This is a genomic window from Marinobacter sediminicola (assembly GCF_031157525.1).
Classification (GTDB): Bacteria; Pseudomonadota; Gammaproteobacteria; order Pseudomonadales; family Oleiphilaceae; genus Marinobacter; species Marinobacter sediminicola.
The window spans coordinates 176,769-199,470 of sequence record NZ_JAVIXR010000006.1; the positions used below are offsets into that span (position 1 = coordinate 176,769).

Genomic DNA, 22,702 nt, shown 5'->3' on the forward strand with positions numbered 1-22,702 from the left:
CCGCTCAGTTCATCAGGCGGGCTTTTTTCGTGTCTGCGTGTAGCTCAAGGCTGGCGTTATTGCTGGGGATCATCGTCCTGATGAGTTTCCAGCCAGTGCCCGAGTTTGCTTTGCTTGGTGTCGAGGTAATGCTCATTATGAGGATTGCGACCAACGTGCAAGGGAACGCGTTCGGTGACTGCGATGCCATATGAGGTCAGTGCTTTGACCTTGCGAGGATTATTCGTCATCAGACGAAGGCTTTTGATACCCAGGTGCTCCAACATATCCTTGCACATGCTGTAATCGCGCAAGTCTGCTGCAAAGCCAAGACGCTCATTCGCCTCCACAGTATCTGCGCCCTGATCTTGCAAATGGTAGGCGCGGATTTTGTTAAGCAAGCCAATACCCCGACCTTCCTGACGCAGGTACATCAAAATACCGCGACCTTCGCGGGCGATACTGCGCAAAGCTTCTTCCAGCTGATAACCACAATCGCAACGCATGCTGTACAACGCATCGCCCGTAAGGCATTCAGAGTGCGTGCGGGCCAGCATGGGCTCGTCGCCGTCCAGCGACCCCAGGGTCAGGGCAACATGCTCCTTTCCCGTGTCCGGTTCTTCAAAGCCATGCATATCGAATACCTCAAACGGGGTCGGCAACCGGCAGGTCTCGATGTAACGAACAGCCACAGTACGTCCTCGTGGTTCAGTAAATCTGGGCGCGTATTCTATCATGGGCGCGCCCATCAGGCATCAGTGGTCGTCAGCAATCCAATGCCCACTGCGCCCGCCTTTCTTCTCCAGCAAACGCACCTTGCCAATTTCCATGCCCTTATCGACGGCCTTGCACATGTCGTAAAGGGTCAGTGCTGCGATACTGGCGGCTGTCAGAGCCTCCATTTCGACGCCTGTCTGCCCGGAAAGTTTGCACCGGGTCAGTATGTGTACCGATGCGCCGTCTGCCCCTGCGGTTAGCTCCACCTTCACTGATGTGAGGTTCAGGGCGTGGCATAACGGAATCAGATCGTGGGTTCGTTTGGCGGCCATGATTCCGGCGATACGGGCGACGGCCAGCACATCACCTTTCGGGTGCTCCCCGTCGATGATCATCCGGAGGGTTTCTGCCGCCATGTGAATGGTCGCTTCGGCGCGCGCTTCACGTTCCGTTACGGCTTTCTCCGTAACGTCCACCATGCGGGCTTCACCCTTGTCGTCAAGATGGGTCAGTTTACTCACGGTGTCTCCCGGGGTTCAGTGTCAGTAAGTAATGAGTGCGTAGTACTAAAACGCAGTACCAAAATAAGTATCGAGCTGCAGGAGCATACCAGAGATGCAGGACAGCGCGGCGAATCCAGGTCAAGCCTGAGGCCACCAGTATCGGATCCCGGCGATACCTTGAGCGCCTGCCTGCTGAGCTTCATCAAGATCTTCTGGCTGCAGCCCTCCCAGCCCGAAAACTGGAATGGGTGCGCTTGCGACCAGATCACGGAATCCCGCCCAGCCCAGCACGGGAGCGCCCGGGTGCGTCTCTGTGGGCTTTACCGGGCCAAGCGTCACATAGTCTGCCCCAATCGCCACCGCATGATCTATCTCACGGGCGTTGTGGCAGGAAACCCCAAGCCATACCCCATCGGGCACAGGCCTTGCCTCAAGTTTTTGGGCCTCTCGCCATGGCAGATGCAGCCCGGCCGCATCGGGGGCATCATCAAACGCAGCAGGCGAGCCATGCACCACAAGGCCGACACCGGCCCCCTCACACATGTCTAACGCAGCTTCGGCAAGAGAGGCATAGCTTTCTGTATCCAAAGCCGGTACCCGCAACACAATCAACGCTGAATGGTCTTGCTCTGACAAATTCACAAGTGCCCTGCTTAGGAGCTGGCCGGGGTTGTCATCAGAACTGAACCCGCCGGTTATCGCCAGCAAGCAAGGGAGCTGCAGGGCCCGGATAATTGGTCGGTTAGCTGCCGGAAAATCCTCATCCCGTAGGCTTTCAGGGCGAACCCACTCTATGGGCTGCCCTTCGCGGCCATGAGCGTCACCCTCGGCCTGATCCGTTCGCCAAACATCCAGAAACACCCGCTTGTCGCCGTAGTCGTGGCGGATACCAATCACTGGTCGCAAGGAGCTCTCCGGTATGTTTAAACCGGTTTCTTCGGCAATCTCCCGAACCAAGGCAGCCTGTACCGTTTCATCCGGCTCAACTTTTCCACCGGGAAATTCCAGCAAACCACCTTGATGGACATGGTCGGGGCGGCGGGCAATAAGCACACGCCCCTGGCGGACAATGACGCCCACCGCGACATGAACTTCCCGAGTCTCACTTTCTGCCTGGGCCATACTTAGCTGCGATAGTCTGCGTTGATGGTGACATAGTCATGGGAGAAATCGCAGGTCCAGACGGTTTCGCTGATATCGCCCCGCTTAAGATCGATAGCGATAGTTATCTCTTCCTGATCCATAACCGCCTGCCCTCGCTCCTCGGAATAATCCTCAGCGCGTCCACCGTCGCTCACAAGACATACGTCTCCGAGATGAATTTCCAGGGCGTTAACGTCCAGATCCACCACCCCAGCCCGGCCTACGGCGGCCAGAATGCGCCCCCAGTTGGGATCTGATGCAAACAACGCGGTCTTCACCAGAGGTGAGTGAGCGACGGTATAAGCCACATCCAGAGCCTCCTGCTGGGCCGCTGCACCATTAACCTGAATGGTAATGAACTTGGTGGCACCTTCACCGTCACGCACGATGGCGTGGGCGAGATCCATATAGATATCTTTCAACGCCGCCTTAAGCGCCGGCAAGTGCGGGCTGTCGAGAGTAATTTCCGGACCGGCGTACTGACCGCTGGCGATGAGCGTACAGGCATCGTTGGTGGAGGTGTCACCATCAATGGTGATTCGGTTGAAGGATTGCTCCCCTAACTCTGATGCCAAAACCTGCAACGCATCTTGCGCAATACGCGCATCGGTGGCGATAAAGCCCAGCATGGTGGCCATATTGGGGCGAATCATACCTGCGCCCTTGCTGATGCCGGATATAGTCACTGTGTGGCCGTCCAGATCAACCTGAACCGATGCGCCCTTGGGCCGTGTGTCTGTGGTCATTATACCGCTCGCCGCTTCCGCCCAGCGATTGTCCGCCGTGCTGCCCAAGGCTTCTGGCAAAGCGCCCACAATCTTCTGAACCGGCAAAGGCTCACCAATCACCCCTGTTGAGTACGGCAGCACCTCTGCAGCAGTGACGCCGGCATGCTCTGCCAAGGCCTGACAACACGCAAGCGCATCATCCATGCCACGGGCACCTGTACCCGCATTGGCATTACCTGTGTTGATCAAAAGGTAACGCGGGGCTTTTTCAGCCAGATGCTTGCGACTCAAGGTTACCGGGGCAGCGCAGAACTGGTTGCGGGTAAACAAGCCGGCAACACGGCTTCCCGGTGCCAGTTCAAACACCACTATGTCCTTGCGTCCAGGCTTCTTGATCCCTGCGCTGGCAATACCCACCTTGACACCTGCTACCGGGGAAAACTCGGGTAAGGTTCCTGGTCCAACCGCCATCCTGCCGCTCCTGTTGAGAATGCTACTTGTATGAATAGGTCTGAAAACGAAAAACCCGCAGTCTGCCAGTTAACTGGTCGATTGCGGGCTCCGTACTTTTTTGTGTCAGTGCAGGGTAGTCAGCTCACCTTGCCACAGCACTGTTTGAATTTTTTGCCGGATCCGCATGGGCAAGGTTCGTTACGACCCACTTTACGCTCCTGGCGCACAAAGGTTTCTGGCGCACCCTGCTCTTCATCCCTTCGTTCGCCTTCGCCTTGCGCTGTCGCACTGGTTTCATCGTGACGCAGGCGTGCCCGGGCAAGCTCTTGCTCGAGTTCTTCCTTGCGGCGACGCTCAACCTCTTCCATTTCTTCCCGGCTCTGAACCCGAACATGGCAAAGCACGCGGGTTACATCACGCTTCATGGTATCCAGCATGGTTTCAAACAGGTTAAACGCTTCGCGCTTGTATTCCTGCTTGGGGTTCTTTTGAGCGTAGCCACGCAAATGGATACCGCGACGCAGGTGATCCATGTTGGAAAGGTGTTCTTTCCACAAGGTATCCAGAACCTGCAGGAACACCTGTTTTTCAAATCTGCGCATGGACTCAGCGCCGGCAATCTCTTCCTTCGCCCTGTATGCTGCAACGATTTCGTCCAGAATTTTTTGACGAAGATTGTCTTCGTACAGCTTCTTATCCTCATCCAACCAGGACTGAACTGGCAGATCAACAGCCATTTCGGACTGCAACTGGGCTTCCAGACCTGCTACATCCCACTGTTCAGGCATGCTCTGGGGTGGAATATGCTCGCTGACCAGCGTATCAACAACATCCTCACGGATGGTATCAACCATCTCGGAGACATCCTCTGAAGACATCACTTCATTGCGCTGGTCGTATATAACCGTACGCTGATCGTTCGCTACGTCGTCGTACTCAAGCAGCGTTTTACGCATGTCGAAGTTACGGCCTTCAACCTTGCGTTGGGATTTCTCAATGGCGTTGGTAACCATCCGATGCTCAATGGCTTCGCCTTTCTTCATTCCCATAGCCTGCATCAGACTCTTGACGCGATCCGGCGCAAAGATACGCATCAGATTATCTTCCAGAGACAGGAAGAAACGAGAAGAACCCGGGTCACCCTGACGCCCGGCACGGCCGCGTAACTGGTTGTCTATACGGCGGGATTCGTGGCGCTCGGTGCCCACAATGTGCAGGCCACCCGCTTCCAGAACCTGATTGTGGCGTTCTGTCCACTCAGCCTTGAGGCGAGCAACCTCTTCTTCGGTGGGATTATCCAGGGCAGCAACCTCGTGCTCCCAGTTACCACCCAGTACAATATCCGTACCACGACCCGCCATGTTTGTGGCGATTGTCACAGCACCTGGCCGCCCCGCCTGAGCAATAATCTGTGCTTCCGATTCGTGCTGTTTGGCGTTAAGTATTTTGTGCTCAATACGCGCCTTTTTCAGCAGCATGGAGAGCAATTCAGAGGCTTCAATGGAAGCGGTACCCACCAGAATTGGCCGTCCCTCGGCTGTAACATCCTTGATTTCATCAATGATGGCGTGGAACTTTTCATCCTGGGTAAGATAGACAAGGTCGTTGTAATCAATTCTCTGGATCGGCTTGTTGGGCGGTATAACCACCACGTCAAGGCCGTAAATCTGGCGAAATTCGAACGCTTCGGTATCCGCGGTACCCGTCATGCCGCCAAGCTTTTCATACAGCCGGAAATAGTTCTGGAATGTTGTTGAAGCCAGTGTCTGGCTCTCAGCCTGAATTTTGAGGCCTTCTTTGGCTTCTATCGCTTGATGCAGTCCTTCGCTCCAGCGACGGCCCGGCATTGTGCGCCCTGTATGCTCGTCAACAATGACAACTTGGCCACCCTGAACAATATAATCCACATCTTTCTGGAACAGGTGATGAGCGCGAAGGGCTGAATGCACGTGGTGCAGCAAGCTCAGGTTGGCTGCAGAGTAGAGGCTCTCACCCTCTTCCAGTAGCTGACGACCCAGCAGAAGCTCTTCAACACGCTCATGCCCCACTTCAGTCAATTCAACCTGACGGGATTTTTCGTCGATGGTGAAGTCGCCGGACGACTCGCCCTCCTCACTGACCTCTCCTTTCTCAAGGCTGGGGATCAGCTCGTTGATAGCCAAGTATGCTTTGGAGCTATCCTCCGCAGCGCCAGAGATGATCAGCGGCGTACGGGCTTCGTCGATAAGGATGGAGTCAACTTCGTCGACAATCGCGTAGTAGAGGCCACGTTGCACCTTATCGTCGGTGCTGAAGGCCATGTTGTCGCGGAGATAATCAAAACCGAATTCGTTGTTGGTACCGTAGGTAATATCGGCCTGATAGGCGGCGCGCTTCTCTTCGGGAGGCTGGCCTGCAACAACCACACCCACCTGCAAACCAAGAAAGCGATAAAGCTTGCCCATCCATTCAGCATCACGGCTAGCCAGATAGTCGTTTACGGTTACTACGTGCACGCCTTTGCCAGGCAAAGCGTTCAGATAAACAGCAACAGTGGCGACCAGGGTTTTACCCTCGCCGGTCTTCATCTCGGCAATCCTACCCTCATGCAGGGTAATACCACCGATCAGCTGCACATCGTAGTGGCGCATGCCCATAACCCGGCGCCCGGCTTCGCGGACGGTGGCAAAAGCCTCAGGCAGCAATGCATCAAGGCTCTCTCCATCATCCAGCCGACGACGGAACTCGGCAGTCTTGCCCTGCAACTCGGAGTCCGTAAGATTGCCAAACTGCTCTTCAAGCTCATTAACACCCAAGGCCAGCTTGCGCATTCTCTTGATTTCTCTGGCATTTTTACTGCCGAACATCTTGGTTGCAAACTTTGAGAACATAGACCACTGCTTCTTTGATTAAACGGAGGAAGCCGGCATTCTAACCTTATTTTGCGGGAGTACAAAAGGCAGGGCTCACATAGCCGAAGTTATGCGGCTATCCTGTGCCAAATACCGGGAGTTAAAGAACCTGATGAGGCTGGCGGGGGCTTAGCGAACGTCAGGCGATACCTGAGCTATTAGCGACTGGCTCTCTTGATGTAGGTTTCAGGATTTTCGGATTTTCCGTTGCGAATAACCTCGAAGTGCACATGGGGGCCCGTAGAACGTCCTGTGCTTCCCATAAGTGCGAGCACCTGTCCTTTCTGGACTACATCACCCACCTTCACCTTGATTGTCTTGCTATGGGCGTAACGGGTAACCAAACCCTCACCATGATCAACTTCAACCAGATTCCCGTAACCATGACGCTCGGAGGCATAGGTAACTACACCGCCAGCAACAGAAATAATGTCACTGCCATCCTTCCCTGCAAGGTCAACCCCGGCGTGCCAGGTACGCTTACCCGTGAACGGATCAGAGCGGTAGCCATAGCGTGACGACAACCAACCCCATGTGATGGGACGGCCTTCCAGATACAACTCATCCTCGAGCTTTTGACGGGACGATACCTGATCCAGCAAGCGCAACTGCTGCTCGCGATCAAGCATTTTGCGCTCCAGTTCATCAATCATCCTGGTCAAATCGGGCGCTGAGAATGAATCTGCGGGAAGTGAATCTTCCGGGCCACCAACCGCTGCCGGTTGATTAAAGTCGAATTCATCACTGGCAATCAGACCGGACTCCACAAAGCGCTGACCCAAGGCATCAAGGCGCAACAGACGACCCTGAATCTCACCAAGGCGCAGTGTCAGAGCATCTACTTGATCCTGAACATTCTGCTGCAAACCGGCGAGCTCGGCTTTTTGTTCTCCCAGCGTGCCCTGCCAATGGGAAACAAACTCAGAGTCCGTCGGTTCGCGGGCTTCAGCCTGGCCTACCGCCACGCTATATCCCACCCAGCCTGCAGCTGCTACCAATGCCGCGCCCAAAAGCGCCATGGCAATAACAACCGTGCTATTCAGCGCCAGCACACGGGACTTGCCGTGACTCTTGCCAACAAGAATGATATTCATAGTGTTTTCTGATTTCATCAATGAACCGCAACCGTTTCCTGTAGTGTTGCAGCCCGGAATAATCCGAGTGGGTTTGCCATCCTTAGCAACTACTACGTACTGATATATCGCAGCGCCCGGTAGACATACTGATTTACAACAAGGTAAAACAACAGTAACACCGGCGCTACGCACAAAACGTGCCGAAGTGTAACCAATCGTTATCGTGGTCGTCGAGAAGAAAACGCCTTATGAAACGAAAAAGTGAGCAAAAAATGACCTTCGACAACCTGGGCCGGACGCCGGTTCTGCGCGAACTGGTTGCAAAAGCCAATACCCACCGCCAGGCTGAAGAGGAAGTAATCGCGCTACTACCGCCTGCGTTGGCACAAGGCACTCGCTTTGTGTGCTGTATCGAGGGCGAGCTAACACTTTCAGCCGATAACGCCGGAAGGGCCAGCCAGATACGTTTCCGTCAGCATGAAATCATGGATAAGTTGCGGGAGCACGAGCTGTTCCGATTTGTATGGAAGCTCAAAGTAAAAGTAGTACCACCAAGATTTAAAGAAAAACCACCGGCGAAAAAGTTAGTCCTCAGTAAAGAAAATGCCCAGCTCCTCACAGAGGAAGCCGGGCACACGAAGGATCAAAAACTACGCGAGGTTCTCGAAAAACTCGCAAGCCACGTCCGGGATTAAGGCATCCAGCCTTATGCCGGTACCGCCAGCACAGGTTTCATATAGGAGATGGGGGCAGTTTCTTCGTTATCGAAGGTCACTACTTCCCATGCATCTTCTTCCGCCCTGAGCTTGCGCAGCAGCTTATTATTCAGATCGTGACCAGACTTGATGCCACGGAATTCACCAATCAGGCTATTGCCTAACAGGTAAAGATCTCCGATTGCGTCCAGTACTTTGTGCTTGACGAATTCATCATCATAACGAAGACCGTCTTCGTTCAGGATTTTGTAGTCGTCTACCACAATGGCGTTATCTACACTGCCACCCAGCGCCAGATTCATCGCTCGCAGCTTTTCAATATCGCGCATGAACCCGAAAGTTCGTGCGCGGCTGACTTCCTTCACGAAAGACGTGCTTGAAAAATCCACGGTCGCAGTCTGGGCACGGCCTTTGAACACAGGGTGGTCAAAGTCGATGCCGAAGCTCACTTTGAAGCCTTCAAACGGCAGGAAGGTAGCCTTCTTGTCGCCTTCTTCAATCGTGACTTCCCGCTTGATGCGAATGAATCGCTTGGCCGCTTCCTGCTCGGCAATGCCGGCAGACTGCAGCAGAAACACGAATGGACCGGCAGAACCGTCCATAATCGGCACTTCTGCAGCGCTCAGTTCTACATAGCAGTTATCGATACCGAGACCAGCCATGGCTGACAACAAGTGCTCAATTGTCGCCACACGGACACCGTCTTTTACCAGCGTCGTGGACAGCATGGTCTCACCCACATTTTCAGCGCAGGCCAGAATCTCGACCACTGGGTCCAGATCGGTGCGGCGGAAAATGATTCCCGAATCTATCGGTGCAGGCTTGAGAGTCAGGTAAACCTTTTCACCTGAGTGCAGCCCGACACCGGTAGCACGGATCGTGTTTTTAAGTGTCCGTTGTCTGATCATCGGTTCGTTATTCCGTAAAAATTGGCGATATTCTAAACAAAATCGTGCGTCGAGAATACCAAAAAATACGACTGATTGCTATTTGCGCGGCCCAACACTGCCTAAACTTTAAGCAACGTAGCTGCAGCAGCCAGCGTTTCGTTATCCGGGTTCATGATTAAAAATTGCAACAATCACTCCCAACCGGATGTCATTTGCAACAGATTATCAGTCAGCTTGCCTGCGAAGGAATGCGGGAATATCGAGATAGTCGACACCCTGCTCTTCACTTTCCTTGCTCTGATCAATCGCAACATTACCGTGAGATACCGCACGGCGACGCAGGATTGCGGGGCGGTCCAGCTGTTTGTAATCTGTTTTACCGTCCAGGGAGCGGGTGTTATCCACCACCTTGGTAGGCTTTTCACGGTCTCCGCCCAGGCCTGTCGCAACAACCGTTACCTTAAGCTCGTCGGTCATCTCTGGATCAATAACGGTACCAACAACAACGGTAGCGGTATCCGATGCAAACTCACGCACAATGTCGCCAACCTCGGAGAATTCGCCCAGGTTCAGGTCCATACCCGCAGTAATGTTGACCAGAATGCCCTTGGCACCCTGCAGGTTGACGTCTTCCAGCAATGGGCTGCGGATGGCGGCTTCGGCGGCTTCCCGCGCGCGGTTCTCGCCGGTGGCGGTCGCCGTACCCATCATTGCCATACCCATTTCGGACATAACTGTTTTTACATCAGCAAAGTCGACGTTGATCATGCCGTTGCGAGTAATCAGATCAGCAATACCCTGAACCGCCCCAAGCAGAACGTCATTTGCAGCTGCGAAAGCATCCAACAGGCTGGTCTTCTTACCCAGCACCGCCAGCAGCTTTTCGTTAGGAATAGTGATTAGCGAGTCAACGCATTCTTCCAGTTCTCTGAGCCCTTCTTCGGCCAGGCTCATACGTTTGCCGCCTTCAAAGTTGAACGGCTTGGTTACCACGGCAACGGTCAGAATGCCCATTTCCCGTGCAACTTCAGCAACAACAGGGGCGGCACCCGTGCCAGTACCACCACCCATGCCAGCGGTGATGAACACCATATCCGCGCCTTTAATAGACTCGGCGATACGATCGCGATCTTCCAGGGCAGACTGGCGCCCGATTTCCGGGTTTGCCCCTGCTCCGAGTCCCTTTGTGATGTTACCGCCCAGCTGAATGATCTGGCGCGCATCCATTCCAGCCAACGCCTGAGCATCTGTGTTGGCGCAGATAAAATCTACACCCTCAATGTCACTGTTCAGCATGTGCCGTACGGCGTTACCGCCACCACCGCCCACACCGATTACTTTAATGACAGCGTTTTGTTGGACATTATCGACTAGTTCAAACATACCCTTCCCCTTCGTGCTGTTTTCAGCCTTGTTCCAGGCTGTTAATTCGAGATCGTTTTTTTCGAGATACCTTCGTTTACTGCTTGCCCGGAACCGTCAGAAATGACCGGTAAACCAGGCTTTCATGCGCTCAAACAGCGAGGGTGCGTCTTCACCCTTGAGCACCGGTGCCCGGCCAAGATCCATCTGCCGGAAACCATGAATCAATAACCCGACGCCGGTGGCGTAGATGGGGTTATTAACAACTTCTGTCATGCCGGACACTGCGTGCGGACACGCCAAACGTACCGGCATATGGAAGATTTCTTCTGCAAGCTCGACCACACCTTCCATGGTTGAAGATCCGCCTGTAATCACAATTCCCGCCGGAATCATGTCTTCAAATCCTGACCTGCGCAGCTCTGATTGCACGAGGGTAAACAACTCCTCGTAACGGGGCTCCACCACCTCTGCCAAGGCCTGTCGTGAGAGGTCCCTCGGTGCCCGGTCGCCAACGCTGGGCACTTTGATGGTTTCGTCAGCGCCAGCCAGTTGTGTCAAAGCACAGGCGTATTTGATCTTGATTTCTTCTGCGTTCTGCGTGGGCGTACGCAGAGCCATGGCGATGTCGTTGGTAACCTGATCACCCGCAATGGGGATTACCGCGGTGTGGCGGATGGCCCCGCCGGTGAACACGGCGATATCCGTGGTGCCACCACCCATATCCACAACACAGACACCCAGTTCTTTTTCGTCATCTGTGAGAATGGCGTGGCTCGAAGCCAACTGCTCCAGAATGATGTCGTCGGCTTCAAGACCGCAGCGGCGAATGCACTTTTCAATGTTCTGGGCTGCGTTCACGGCACAGGTAACCAAGTGAACCTTCGCCTCCAAACGCACACCGGACATGCCCATTGGCTCTTTGATGCCTTCCTGGTTATCGATCACAAACTCCTGCGGCAAAATGTGCAGAATTTTTTGATCGGCAGGAATGGCTACGGCCTGTGCAGCGTCGATAACCCGGTCGATATCGGCCTGAGTCACCTCGCGGTCGCGAATAGCGACAATGCCGTGGGAATTGAGGCTCTTGATATGACTGCCTGCAATCCCTGCATACACAGAGTGAATGCGGCAACCGGCCATCAGCTCTGCTTCCTCAACCGCTCGCTGAATCGCCTGAACCGTGGTTTCGATATTGACCACCACCCCCCGCTTCAGACCCCGGGAAGGGTGGGAACCAATTCCCACCACCTCAATGGTTCCGTCCATCTTGCGTTTGCCGACGATCGCAACCACTTTAGAGGTTCCGATATCGAGGCCGACAATCATGTTTTCCGTTTCAACCGATGACATGTGTTCCACCAAACCGTAGGTCTGAATTTACTGTTTCTATGTTTTCGGGCCGGAAGCGGCCTGCGCCAACTTCCATTGAACCGCCACACCGTTCGTGTAGCGGGCATCCACCCGGCTAACTTCGTCCGACCGTGATATCAGCCGGTTTTCATACACCGTAATAAAGCGCTCAAAGCGTTTCGCGACCTGATCCCGGCCCAGCACCACTTCAATTCCGTTTGAGAGGCTAAGCGTCCAGGCGCCGCGCCGCTCAAGCGAAAGCCCTGCGAATCCCAAGCCGTGCCCAACCAGTTTGTCGCTCATAGTGCGCGCCATGTTGATCACATCACGCACCCGCTCATCCGGACCAGCCAGCTGCGGCAATCTTCCTGCAACTTCCGGGTTGGGCGGCATAAACAGCTCACCCGTTCGGCTGACCAGGCGGCCGTCAGTCCAGTAAGCCAGCGGCCTCTTTTCCCGGATGTTAATTTCCAGTCGATCCGGCCATACCCGACGCACTGCTACAGTTTCAATCCAAGGACGCCTCTCAAGATTTGCTTTTATGTCCGAAAGGTCCGTTGAAAAGTAGCTCTTGCCAATCCAGTTGCCGGCCTGACGCTCAATGGCAACACGGCTGTCGCCGACAAAATCACCATTCACATCAATGGCCAGAATTTGCTGGTCCATGGCCCCCAGCACCTTGCCTGTTGCCCAAGGCACAAGGCCCGCCACAAGCAGAATCGCAATGCCCATGCCCGCCTGGAGCCAGGGCACCGCTGCCAGAATTGCCTTCAACACTCCAAACCGGTCCTTCTCGGGACCGAGGGTTGTTGCTCCCCGGCGCCGGGGAGGGTCGGACGGTATCGCCCGGCTCCGGATTAGTAGTGTTTCAAGCATTGGCTCCCTCCAGCGTGTCGCTCAAGATCCGCACAACCAGCTCTTCAAAGCTGATGCCCGCAGCTTTTGCAGCCATTGGTACCAGGCTGTGATCGGTCATACCCGGGACGGTGTTGACTTCCAGAAGCCAGAACTCACCCTCTGCATCCTGCATGATGTCTACACGTCCCCAGGTCCGACAGCCCACGACCCGAAAAGCTTCCAGCGCGAGGTTCTGTAACTTCGCTTCATCCTGAGGCGACAAGCCACAGGGAATCCGGTAACGGGTATCGTCCGCCAGATATTTCGCGTCATAGTCGTAGAACACGTGATCGGTACTCAATCCGATGGCTGGTAGCGCTCTGTCCTGCAACAGACTGACCGTAAACTCGGGGCCTTCAACCCACTCTTCTACTAACACTTGGGTGTCCAGTGCTGCAGCAGCCTCATAGGCTTCCACCAACTCTGCTGTGCTGTTCACTTTGCGGATGCCAATGCTGGAACCTTCCCGCGACGGCTTAACACTCAAAGGCGTGCGTAATTCCTGAACAAGTTTTTCAGCATCGCCTGCAGCCGTCATGGTTCTGAATTTAGGCGTTGGCAAACCGCAACCGGCAAAGACGTATTTGGTTCGCAATTTATCCATTGCCAGGGCGGAAGCCATCACTTCACTTCCCGTATAAGGAATTCCCGCCTGAGACAGAATCGCTTGCAAGGTTCCGTCTTCTCCACCACGGCCGTGCAGAGCAATGAATACCCGGTCAAAGTCCGGATTTTCTACACTTTTCAATAGGCATCCCTGAACATCCATGGCAAAGGCGTCTACGCCTGCAGATACCAAAGCGGCTAGTACCGCTTTGCCGCTTTTGAGAGAGACATCGCGCTCAGCAGAATCCCCACCCATAAACACAGCCACACGCCCAAGCGCCTTAACCATCTCTGGCTCGGCCTGATACGCCGGTATTCCGGGATGCTTCACATCACTCACCTGAAATAACTCCTTGCGCCGCTAACCGGATCGCTATCCCACCTATGTCCCCGGCACCCTGAGTAATCAAAAGATCGCCGTCCTGTAAAACAGTGGACAACAAGCCTTCAATCTCTCGATTATCTTCCACAAACAAAGGCTCAACTTTGCCCCGCTGTCTTATGCTGCGGCATAGCGCCCTACTATCAGCGCCAGGAACCGCTGTTTCTCCGGCGGAGTAAACATCCATGAGCAACAGGCTATCAACCTCCGACAAAACCCGAACAAAGTCCTCATACAGATCACGGGTTCGGCTAAATCTGTGGGGCTGGTACAGCATCACTATGCGGCGCTCGGGCCAGGCACCCTGAGCGGCACGAATGACCGCTTCAACCTCTGTAGGGTGGTGACCATAGTCGTCCACAAGCGTGATGGTGCCTTTGGGTATTTTGTAATCCCCGTAAACCTGAAAGCGACGACCAACGCCGGCGAAAGCTGCCAACCCGCGACAAATAGCTTCATCTGCTATGCCGTCGTCCGTTGCCACAGCGATCACGGCCAAGGCGTTCAGAACGTTGTGCCGCCCAGGCATTTTCAGCTCCACAGTAAGGTCGCTTCGACCGCCCGGCCGCTTCACCACGAAGTGAGTTCTCAGGCCGTCAGAGACAATGTTCTCGGCCCGATAATCCGCATCCGGATTACTGATGCCATAGGTGATGATGGCCCGGGAGATTCGGGGGATGATTTCGTTCACATAGGGATCATCCACGCACATTACAGCCAGGCCGTAAAATGGCAGGTTGTGGAGGAAGTCCACGAATGTTTGCTTGAGCTTTTCCACGTCGCCGTCGTAGGTGTCCATATGATCGGCTTCGATGTTCGTGACCACTGACACGGTCGGCGTCAGATGCAGGAAGGAGGCATCGCTCTCATCCGCCTCAGCCACCAGGTAGCGCGACCCACCCAGTTTGGCATTGGTACCAGCACTGTTCAGCTTGCCGCCGATCACGAAAGTGGGATCGAGGCCGGCCTCACCCAGCACCGACGCAATCAGGCTGGTGGTGGTGGTCTTGCCATGGGTACCAGCTACGGCGATGCCGTGACGGTAACGCATGATCTCTGCCAGCATTTCAGCACGGGGCACTATGGGCACCCGCCGACTGCGAGCTGACACCATTTCAGGGTTATCTGACGCCACAGCAGACGACACCACAACCACGTCAGCTTTGGCGCTGTTTTCCTCACGGTGGCCAATCTGTATCTCAATGCCCATGGCTTTGAGGCGATCTGTGACGACACCCTGCTTGATGTCTGAACCAGACACGTCGTAGCCCTGGTTTTTCAGCACTTCTGCAATGCCGCTCATGCCAGCACCACCGATACCCACAAAGTGAATGTGGCGAATCCGGCGCATTTCCGGTACTTGAAAAGCAAGCGGCGGATTGTTTGTATCAGCCATTAGCGGCCTCCAGACAATAATTTACGACTCGCTCCGTTGCATCGGGGCGAGCCAAAGTACGTGCAGCCTTGGCCATATCCATGACCCGGGCGCGGTCCCTGGCGAGATCGCCAAGGGTTTCTGCCAGCACAGCCGGTGTCAGCCGTGACTGTGGTATCAGAATGGCCGCCTTGGCATTTACCATTTGCTGACCATTTTTTGTTTGATGATCGTCCACCGCATGGGGGAATGGCACCAGCACTGCGCCGATTCCTGCGGCACACAGCTCAGAAACCGTCAGCGCGCCTGAGCGGCACAACACTATGTCGGCCCAGCTATAGGCTTCCGCCATATCCTTGATAAACGGTTCAACATTGGCACTCACGCCGTGCTGCTCATAAGAGGCGCGGGCATCTTCAAGATGTCGTTCCCCACACTGATGCCTAACCTCTGGCCGCTCTTGTTCTGGCAGCATTGCCAGGGCTTCTGGCAACTGCTGATTGAACACCTGTGCACCCAGGCTGCCGCCAACCACTAGAATTCGCAGCGGGTTGTTCTGACCTCCGGTTTCGTTCGAGCGCCCGGCCATTCTTTCTTCCGGGGCCGGCAAGGTCGCCAGGTCTTCCCGCACTGGGTTACCGGTGCACCGGGTGATCACTTCCGCTCCAAAACTTCCCGGGAAGGCTTCCAGTACCGTTTTGGAAAAACGCACCAGAATCCGGTTTGTCATGCCTGCGATGGCATTCTGCTCATGAATCACCAGCGGCGTTTTCGTAAGCCAGGCGGCCAAGCCGCCAGGGCCAGTCACAAACCCACCCATGCCAACTACGCAGTCCGGGCGAATGCGACGCATGATGGTAAAGGCCTCCCCGAGCGCGCGCATCAGGCGGAATGGCGCTGCCAGCAACGCGAGCTTGCCTTTTCCACGGAGCCCGGAGATGTGGATCAGCGACATGGGTATACCAGTGTCTGAGATCAGCCGCTCCTCCATGCCGCCGACAGCACCCAGCCAGTGAACTTCATGCCCCTTGGCCTCTAGTGCCCGGGCGGTGGCAAGTGCGGGAAACACGTGGCCTCCGGTGCCACCAGCCATCATCAGAAAGCGGCGAGGTTCACTCATAGCGCGCACCTCCGCGTTTCCGGGGGGCCGTCTTTTCCGTCGCCTGTTTTTCTTTATCCAGCCGCTCCATTTCAACTCGAGCGAGAATGCCGATACACACACAGCTGATCATCAGGCTGGAGCCCCCATAGCTCACCAATGGCAAAGTAAGCCCTTTGGTAGGCAGCAATCCGGTGCTGACTGCCATGTTGATTCCAGCCTGCAAGCCGATCAGCAATGTGATGCCGTAGGCGAAGCAGGCACCAAACGGCATATCCGCCTTTTCAGCCCGACGTGCAATCACAAATCCAGTTACAACCAGCACAGTAAACAGCCCCAGCACGATCAGTGAGCCAATCAACCCGAACTCTTCCGCGATGATGGCGAAAATAAAATCTGTGTGAGCCTCCGGCAGGAAGAACAGTTTCTGTATTGAGTTTCCGAGGCCAACGCCACTCCAATCGCCGCGGCCAAAAGCAATCAACGACTGCGTTAGCTGGTAGCCGCTGTCGAATTGATCTTTCCAGGGGTCGAGGTAGCTCACTACGCGCTTCAGCCGGTAGGGCTGAGTCAGTACCAGAATGACTCCGAGCACCACCAGAATGGCGATCAGCGGCACAAACCGGCTAAGCCGCACGCCGCTAAGGAAAATCATGCCCGCTGCCGCTGTCACCAGAACCACCGTTGCCCCGAAGTCGGGCTGTATAACCAATAAGGCAGATGCCACGCCAAGAACGACCAGCGGCTTCAAAAAGCCCGGCCAGGTATTCAGCAACTCATCGCGGCGCCTTACAACGTAGCCGGCCAGGTATGCAATCAGGCATAGCTTTGCCACTTCCGACACCTGCACGTTGAATAGACCAAAGGGGATCCAACGCGTAGAACCGTTCACGGTGCGGCCCAGAGGCGTAAGAACCAGAACCAGCACCAGCAGGCCTATTCCGAGCAACAACCAGCCGCTGCGCTCCCACCAGGCCACTGGCACATTGACCGATACCAATGCCAGCATGCAGCCCATAACCGCGAACATAAGCTGACGAATCACATAGTGATAACCATTGCCCATGGTCTCTACTGCCAGGTCCATGGAAGCAGAGGAAATCATCACAACCCCGATAATCAGCAAGGCGACCGAGCTGATAACCAGAACCGGCAGGGGCTGAATTTCGACCAACCATTGGGTCCTTACGGGTGCTGCTGATAGCCCTAGCTGCATCAGCTCACCTCCCGCAGTGATTGGACCTGGGTGCGGAATTGCTCACCACGATCCATATAGTCCGCAAACATATCGAAGCTCGCGCAAGCGGGGGAAAAGAGTACCCGATCGCCCTGCTGCGCAAGCTCGGCAGATTTTTCCACCGCAGCCTTCAAGGTTTCGGCCCGGTACACGGGTGTATCTAAGGCCAGGGCGCCAGCAATCCGATCTGCGTCCCGGCCAATCAATACGACAGCGCGGCAACCGTCACTAATGGGCGCCGCCAGCTCTGTAAACTCGGCACCTTTGCCTTCTCCACCAGCAATCAGCACGATCCTGCCCTCGCCTTCCGGCATCAGGCTTTTAATTGCCGCGACTGTCGCTCCAACATTCGTGCCCTTGGAGTCATTGATGTAATCAACGCCAGCAAGCCTGCGCACAAGCTCACACCGGTGCGGCAACCCACTGAAGTTCCGCGCACTATCCAGCATGGTGTCCATTGGCAGCCCAGCAGCCTGCCCAAGTGCCAGCGCAGCCATTACGTTGCTGAGGTTATGCCAGCCCATCAATTCCAGCTCGCTGGCATTCAGCAGGTTATCGAAGCCGAAGGTCAGCCATAGACCCTGATCGTCTTCCCGGGTACTGAACGTTTGCGGGTTCACCCGATTAAAGCCGAAACATACAAACCGCAGGTTATCCCGCGCCATGGGAGTGCTGAGCGCATCGTCAAGGTTTACGATAGCGTTCTTGCATCCTTGGAAGATTCGTTGCTTGGCCTGAAAATAAGCCATCTTGTCCGGGTAGCGATCCAGATGATCGTCACTCACGTTCAGTACGGTTGCCGCCAGCGCATTCAGACCAGTTGTGGTTTCCAACTGAAAGCTGGAAAGCTCCAGCACGTACAAGTCGGCGCCCAGTCCCAGCAAATCCAGTGCAGGCGTGCCGATATTCCCGCCGATCTGAACCTTGCGACCCGCAGAGCGAGCCATCTCGCCCAATAAGGTGGTAACAGTGGTCTTCCCGTTGGAGCCTGTTATGGCCACAACCGGCGCATCGGCAGCTTCAGCAAACAGATCAATATCGCCCCGTATGCGCACACCTTGTTTGGCGGCATAGGCGATGGCCGGCTCAGCAATGCTGATTCCCGGGCTTACGATCAGTTCGTTGAACCCCGCAAATAGCTCCGGGCTGAACGATCCAAGATGCACAGAAACATCAGGCCACCCGGCACGAAGGTCATCCAGGCACGGCGGTGCTTCGCGGCTGTCAGCCACGGCAACCTCTCTTCCCTGTGCAGTCAGAAAGCGCACGCAGGAGAGCCCGGTTTTACCGAGCCCTACTACCAATATGCGACGATCTGAAGTGATGACACTCATAATCAATCCGGCTTCCTATCGCAATTTCAAACTGGACAAGCCAATCAGAACCAGAATTACAGTGATGACCCAGAAGCGCACGATTACGCGCGGCTCCGGCCACCCTTTAAGCTCAAAATGGTGATGCAGTGGCGCCATCCGGAATATCCGGCGGCCGGTCAACCGGAAGGAAGCCACCTGCAAGATCACTGACACTGTTTCCATCACAAACACACCACCCATGATGAAAAGGATGATTTCCTGGCGCACGATCACCGCAACCACACCCAAAGCGGCACCGAGCGCCAGCGCACCAACATCACCCATGAACACTTGTGCGGGATAGGTGTTAAACCACAGAAAGCCAAGACCGGCGCCCACCAGAGCTCCGCAAAAGACAATCAGTTCGCCGGTGCCCGGCAAGTGCGGGATCAGCAGATAATTTGCGAACTGCACGTTACCGGATACGTAGGCGAAAATGCCCAAGGCACCTGCAACCATGACTGTCGGCATGATTGCGAGGCCATCCAGACCATCTGTCAGGTTCACCGCGTTGCTGCTACCGACAATCACAAAATAAGTAAGCAGGATAAAGAGCACCGGCCCGAGGGTCAGTGACACATTTTTAAGGAATGGCAGGTACAACGAGGTTTCCTGAGGCAAAGCGGAACTGAAGTACAACACTATGGCTGCGGCTGCACCAATCAACGACTGCCAGAAGTACTTCCAGCGTGCAGGCAGGCCACGGGGGTTGCGCTCGACAACTTTCCGGTAATCATCCACCCAACCAATGGCGCCGAACAGCAAGGTAACCAGCAACGTCACCCACACGTACCGGTTGGACAGATCCGCCCACAACAATGTGCTGACGCCGATAGATACCAGAATCAGCGCTCCGCCCATTGTTGGCGTTCCAGCTTTACTGAGATGTGTTTGAGGGCCATCATCGCGAATCGCCTGACCAATCTGATACTGGCTCAGCTTACGGATCATCACCGGCCCGATAACCAAAGAGATCAGGAGCGCGGTTAATGTGCCCAAAATTCCGCGCACGGTCAGGTACTGAAACACCGTCAGCGCCGAGAAATATTCTGAAAGAACCCCTGTCAGCCAGAGCAGCATGCTTTATTCACCTTGTTTATAATTCCATCCGCCACGAGATCCATGGCGGAACTTCTGGACCCTTTAACCAGCACAGTCATTGGCCGCTCTTTAGCCCGATAAATGACCTGCACGGCTTCATCGTGTGTTTCATACATCTCTGTCGCGTCGCCAAAGCCCTCGGCGTAGCCTTCGCAGCCAGCTCCTACCGTTACCAGGCGCGCAATCCCCAACTCCGAAGCAAAAGCGCCCACTTCACGGTGAAGTTCGCGAGCAGTTGGCCCGAGCTCGCCCATCGCTCCTAAAACCGCAATATGCGCGCCCTGGCGCTTTGCCAGAACACCCAACGCTGCTTTCATGGAGGCCGGGTTTGCGTTGTAACTGTCATCAATAACTGACAATTCTCCCGGAAGATTGACTACCTGGAGGCGCCCACGTGCGGGCTGAACCCCGGCTAAACCGTCTTTGATCGCCAAATCCGTTGCACCCAGCTCACGGGCTGCTGCAATCGCCAGCAGAGCGTTGGTTACGTTGTGCTCGCCTTCGAGGGGCAACAGGAACGTGAGCCCCCATCCGTCAGGCCCTGCACACACAACTTCCGCCTGCGGGCTTTGCTTTGGTTGGATAACTGCGCTGTAGTCCGCCTCGGGGTTTCCCAAGCGGCTAACACTGACAACCCGCCGGTTCCCGGCTCGGGCACGCCACCGCTCGAACGCAGGATCATCCCGGTTCAAAACCACCAGACCTGCATCGTTTACGCCTTCAATAATTTCACCCTTGGCCTGCACGATATTCTCGTAACTGCCAAAGCCCTCGAGGTGTGCTTCTCCTGCATTCGTGAGAATCACAACCTGAGGCTTTGTAATGGCAACGGTATGAGCGATTTCGCCGAGCCCGCTGGCACCTAACTCAACTACACCGTATTCGTGCCTGGGCTCCAGGCCGAACAGGGTCAAGGGCACACCAATGTGATTGTTCAGGTTGCCGCGGGTAGCAAGGGTTTCCCCCATTCGCGCCAGAATGGCAGCGACCAGCTCTTTAACGGTGGTTTTGCCACTGCTACCGGTAATCGCAACCAGCTTCGCGTCGCTTTCACTGCGATTGCCCGCAGCAAGATTCGCCAGCGCTTTAACGGTGTCCGCCACAACCATCTGCGGCATATCCGGACTGCTGCCAACCGGCGTATCAACTACGGCAGCACTCGCACCCAGCTTCTGCGCAGCCTGTAAAAATTTGTGGCCATCGAAGTTGTCACCGCGCAGGGCAACAAACAGGTCACCTGCGTTCAAGGCGCGGGTGTCGGTAGACACGCCAGTGAACTGAACCGTATCCAGCCCCTGTGACACACACTTGGCACCGGTAAAACCTACTGCCTCGGCAAACGAGAAGGCGCGCATCATAGGTCAGCTCCTTCAATACTCAAGCCTTGGCGCACATGACTTGCATCACTGAACGGAAGCTTTTGGCCCGATATCTCTTGCCAGGATTCATGGCCTTTGCCAGCCACAAGAACAAGGTCGCCCAGCTCAGCCATATTTATGGCCGTGCGAATCGCCTCAGCGCGGTCATGAATAACTGTGGCGGCATCCGGCCGGGAGAAGCCCGCCAGAATGTCCTGCACAATCTCCACCGGGTTTTCTGTCCGTGGATTGTCATCTGTAACGATAATGACATCGGCGCACGTTTCAGCTTCCTTCGCCATTTCAGGCCGCTTGCCGCTATCCCGGTCGCCACCGCAACCAAACACACAGATCAGCTTGCCTGTTACGTGAGGCCGCAGCGCAGCTAAAGCATTCGCGAGCGCATCGGGTGTGTGAGCATAATCAACCACAGCACGAACGCCGCTTGCGCCACAGAAACGCTCAAGCCGCCCGGGTGGCGGTGTTAACAATTCTACCGCCTGCTGCACCTGTTCGACCGTCACATTAAGGGTCATCACCGTTGCAATTGCCGCAAGCACGTTGCTGGCATTGAAACTTCCCATCAGTGGCGCGGAAAAGCCAAATTCGCCCCACTCGCCATCAACCACAGCATCAAAGCCGTTATCGGTAGGACGGAACTCTTTAAGCCATAGCTCGACTTCGGATTCGTGAAGGCTATAACGAATGCGGTCACATTTACCTTCAAGCTTTTCATAGAGCTGACGGCCAAAGGGATCGTCAAAGTTGATCACCGAGAAGTGCACATCCTCACGCTCGAACAGTCGAGCCTTGGTAGCACCGTAGGATTCCATTGAACCGTGATAGTCCAGATGGTCCCGTGTCAGATTGGTAAACACGGCACCGGTTATGGCCAGGCCGTCCACTCTTCCCTGATCCAGACCATGGGACGACACTTCCATCGCTGCTGCACGGCCACCGCTGGAAAGGATGCCCGACAAAGCACGGCTAATCTGAACTGCGTCAGGCGTGGTATGGCTGGCCTTTTGCAAGGCGCCGGGCATGCCGTAACCCAAAGTTCCCAAAACACCACAGGGCGTGTCTGCCGCGCCTAGTAATTGTGCGATGTAATGGCTCACCGAAGTTTTTCCGTTGGTACCGGTAACACCAATCAGCCGCAGCCTGCGCGAAGGGTGCTCGTAAAAGCGGGCTGCAATTTTCCCCAGTAGTTGCCGGAGTTCCGGAACAGGCACAATCAATGCACCCCGATGTTCATGGCACTCGCCACTGCTCTCCGTTTCCAGAAGCACAACTGTGGCGCCTGCCGCTATTGCTTGATCTACATACTGGTTAGCGGGCGTCTTTGCGCCTGCCAAAGCAACAAATGCATCTCCGGAACGAACTTCACGACTATCCGTTTGCAACCCGTGGATGGTCACATCGAAAACAGAAGGCACGGGTGCAATACCCTGCAACAACGTACTGAGAGATGTTATGCACAT

Annotated in this window: 18 protein-coding genes and 1 pseudogene; 1 reads left to right on the forward strand and 18 read right to left on the reverse strand. The window is 55.3% G+C overall.

Features of this window, described 5'->3' with window-relative positions; genetic code table 11:
- Positions 1–56 precede the first annotated feature (56 nt).
- The 6 genes from ribA to RG807_RS10740 all read right to left on the reverse strand — a co-directional run bounded on the left by ribA (position 57) and on the right by RG807_RS10740 (position 7,526).
- Positions 57–671, reverse strand: a complete 615-nt coding sequence (ribA, locus tag RG807_RS10715) for a GTP cyclohydrolase II (protein WP_309044909.1) — start codon at positions 669–671, stop codon at positions 57–59.
- Between the two features lie 63 nt (positions 672–734).
- A complete protein-coding gene (moaC, locus tag RG807_RS10720) occupies positions 735–1,217 on the reverse strand; it encodes a cyclic pyranopterin monophosphate synthase MoaC (protein ID WP_309044910.1) in 483 nt (160 codons plus the stop codon).
- A gap of 120 nt (positions 1,218–1,337) precedes the next feature.
- Positions 1,338–2,321 carry a Nudix family hydrolase gene (locus RG807_RS10725; RefSeq protein WP_309044911.1) on the reverse strand — a complete coding sequence of 328 codons (984 nt, stop codon included), beginning with the start codon at positions 2,319–2,321 and terminating at the stop codon, positions 1,338–1,340.
- A gap of 2 nt (positions 2,322–2,323) precedes the next feature.
- Entirely contained in the window at positions 2,324–3,541 is a 1,218-nt protein-coding gene (argJ, locus tag RG807_RS10730) for a bifunctional glutamate N-acetyltransferase/amino-acid acetyltransferase ArgJ (protein ID WP_309044912.1), read from the reverse strand.
- Between the two features lie 119 nt (positions 3,542–3,660).
- The gene (gene secA, locus RG807_RS10735; RefSeq protein WP_309044913.1) at positions 3,661–6,393 is read right to left on the reverse strand and encodes a preprotein translocase subunit SecA; all 2,733 of its coding nucleotides are present in this window, start codon (positions 6,391–6,393) and stop codon (positions 3,661–3,663) included.
- Between the two features lie 179 nt (positions 6,394–6,572).
- On the reverse strand, positions 6,573–7,526 hold the full coding sequence (locus RG807_RS10740; RefSeq protein ID WP_309044914.1) for a peptidoglycan DD-metalloendopeptidase family protein: 954 nt from the start codon (positions 7,524–7,526) through the stop codon (positions 6,573–6,575).
- 212 nt (positions 7,527–7,738) lie between these two features.
- Between RG807_RS10740 and RG807_RS10745 the strand changes: the two genes are divergently transcribed.
- Positions 7,739–8,185, forward strand: a complete 447-nt coding sequence (locus RG807_RS10745; protein WP_309044915.1) for a DciA family protein — start codon at positions 7,739–7,741, stop codon at positions 8,183–8,185.
- 11 nt (positions 8,186–8,196) lie between these two features.
- Here RG807_RS10745 and lpxC read toward each other — a convergent pair whose 3' ends face one another.
- The 12 genes and pseudogenes from lpxC to RG807_RS10805 all read right to left on the reverse strand — a co-directional run bounded on the left by lpxC (position 8,197) and on the right by RG807_RS10805 (position 22,702).
- Complete coding sequence (lpxC, locus tag RG807_RS10750; RefSeq protein WP_298449661.1) at positions 8,197–9,114, reverse strand: UDP-3-O-acyl-N-acetylglucosamine deacetylase; 918 nt, start codon at positions 9,112–9,114, stop codon at positions 8,197–8,199.
- Between the two features lie 323 nt (positions 9,115–9,437).
- Positions 9,438–10,479, reverse strand: a pseudogene (gene ftsZ / locus RG807_RS10755) (cell division protein FtsZ); the annotation flags it as partial.
- 96 nt (positions 10,480–10,575) lie between these two features.
- On the reverse strand, positions 10,576–11,811 hold the full coding sequence (ftsA, locus tag RG807_RS10760) for a cell division protein FtsA (protein WP_298449657.1): 1,236 nt from the start codon (positions 11,809–11,811) through the stop codon (positions 10,576–10,578).
- A 36-nt stretch (positions 11,812–11,847) separates the two neighbouring features.
- On the reverse strand, positions 11,848–12,687 hold the full coding sequence (locus tag RG807_RS10765) for a cell division protein FtsQ/DivIB (protein ID WP_309044916.1): 840 nt from the start codon (positions 12,685–12,687) through the stop codon (positions 11,848–11,850).
- Entirely contained in the window at positions 12,680–13,603 is a 924-nt protein-coding gene (locus tag RG807_RS10770; RefSeq protein WP_309044946.1) for a D-alanine--D-alanine ligase, read from the reverse strand. The genes RG807_RS10765 and RG807_RS10770 overlap by 8 nt, the downstream gene beginning before the upstream one ends.
- 43 nt (positions 13,604–13,646) lie before the next feature.
- Positions 13,647–15,092, reverse strand: a complete 1,446-nt coding sequence (gene murC, locus RG807_RS10775; protein ID WP_309044917.1) for a UDP-N-acetylmuramate--L-alanine ligase — start codon at positions 15,090–15,092, stop codon at positions 13,647–13,649.
- Entirely contained in the window at positions 15,085–16,191 is a 1,107-nt protein-coding gene (gene murG / locus RG807_RS10780; RefSeq protein WP_309044918.1) for an undecaprenyldiphospho-muramoylpentapeptide beta-N-acetylglucosaminyltransferase, read from the reverse strand. The genes murC and murG overlap by 8 nt, the downstream gene beginning before the upstream one ends.
- Positions 16,184–17,386 (reverse strand): putative lipid II flippase FtsW, encoded by a 1,203-nt coding sequence (ftsW, locus tag RG807_RS10785; RefSeq protein ID WP_309044919.1) that lies wholly within the window; start codon positions 17,384–17,386, stop codon positions 16,184–16,186. The genes murG and ftsW overlap by 8 nt, the downstream gene beginning before the upstream one ends.
- The gene (murD, locus tag RG807_RS10790; protein ID WP_309044920.1) at positions 17,386–18,741 is read right to left on the reverse strand and encodes a UDP-N-acetylmuramoyl-L-alanine--D-glutamate ligase; all 1,356 of its coding nucleotides are present in this window, start codon (positions 18,739–18,741) and stop codon (positions 17,386–17,388) included. The genes ftsW and murD overlap by 1 nt, the downstream gene beginning before the upstream one ends.
- A 15-nt stretch (positions 18,742–18,756) precedes the next feature.
- Positions 18,757–19,842, reverse strand: coding sequence for a phospho-N-acetylmuramoyl-pentapeptide-transferase (gene mraY, locus RG807_RS10795; RefSeq protein WP_309044921.1), 1,086 nt, complete (start codon positions 19,840–19,842; stop codon positions 18,757–18,759).
- A complete protein-coding gene (locus tag RG807_RS10800) occupies positions 19,827–21,221 on the reverse strand; it encodes a UDP-N-acetylmuramoyl-tripeptide--D-alanyl-D-alanine ligase (protein WP_309044922.1) in 1,395 nt (464 codons plus the stop codon). Before RG807_RS10800 ends, mraY begins: the two co-directional genes overlap by 16 nt.
- Complete coding sequence (locus tag RG807_RS10805) at positions 21,218–22,702, reverse strand: UDP-N-acetylmuramoyl-L-alanyl-D-glutamate--2,6-diaminopimelate ligase (protein ID WP_309044923.1); 1,485 nt, start codon at positions 22,700–22,702, stop codon at positions 21,218–21,220. Before RG807_RS10805 ends, RG807_RS10800 begins: the two co-directional genes overlap by 4 nt.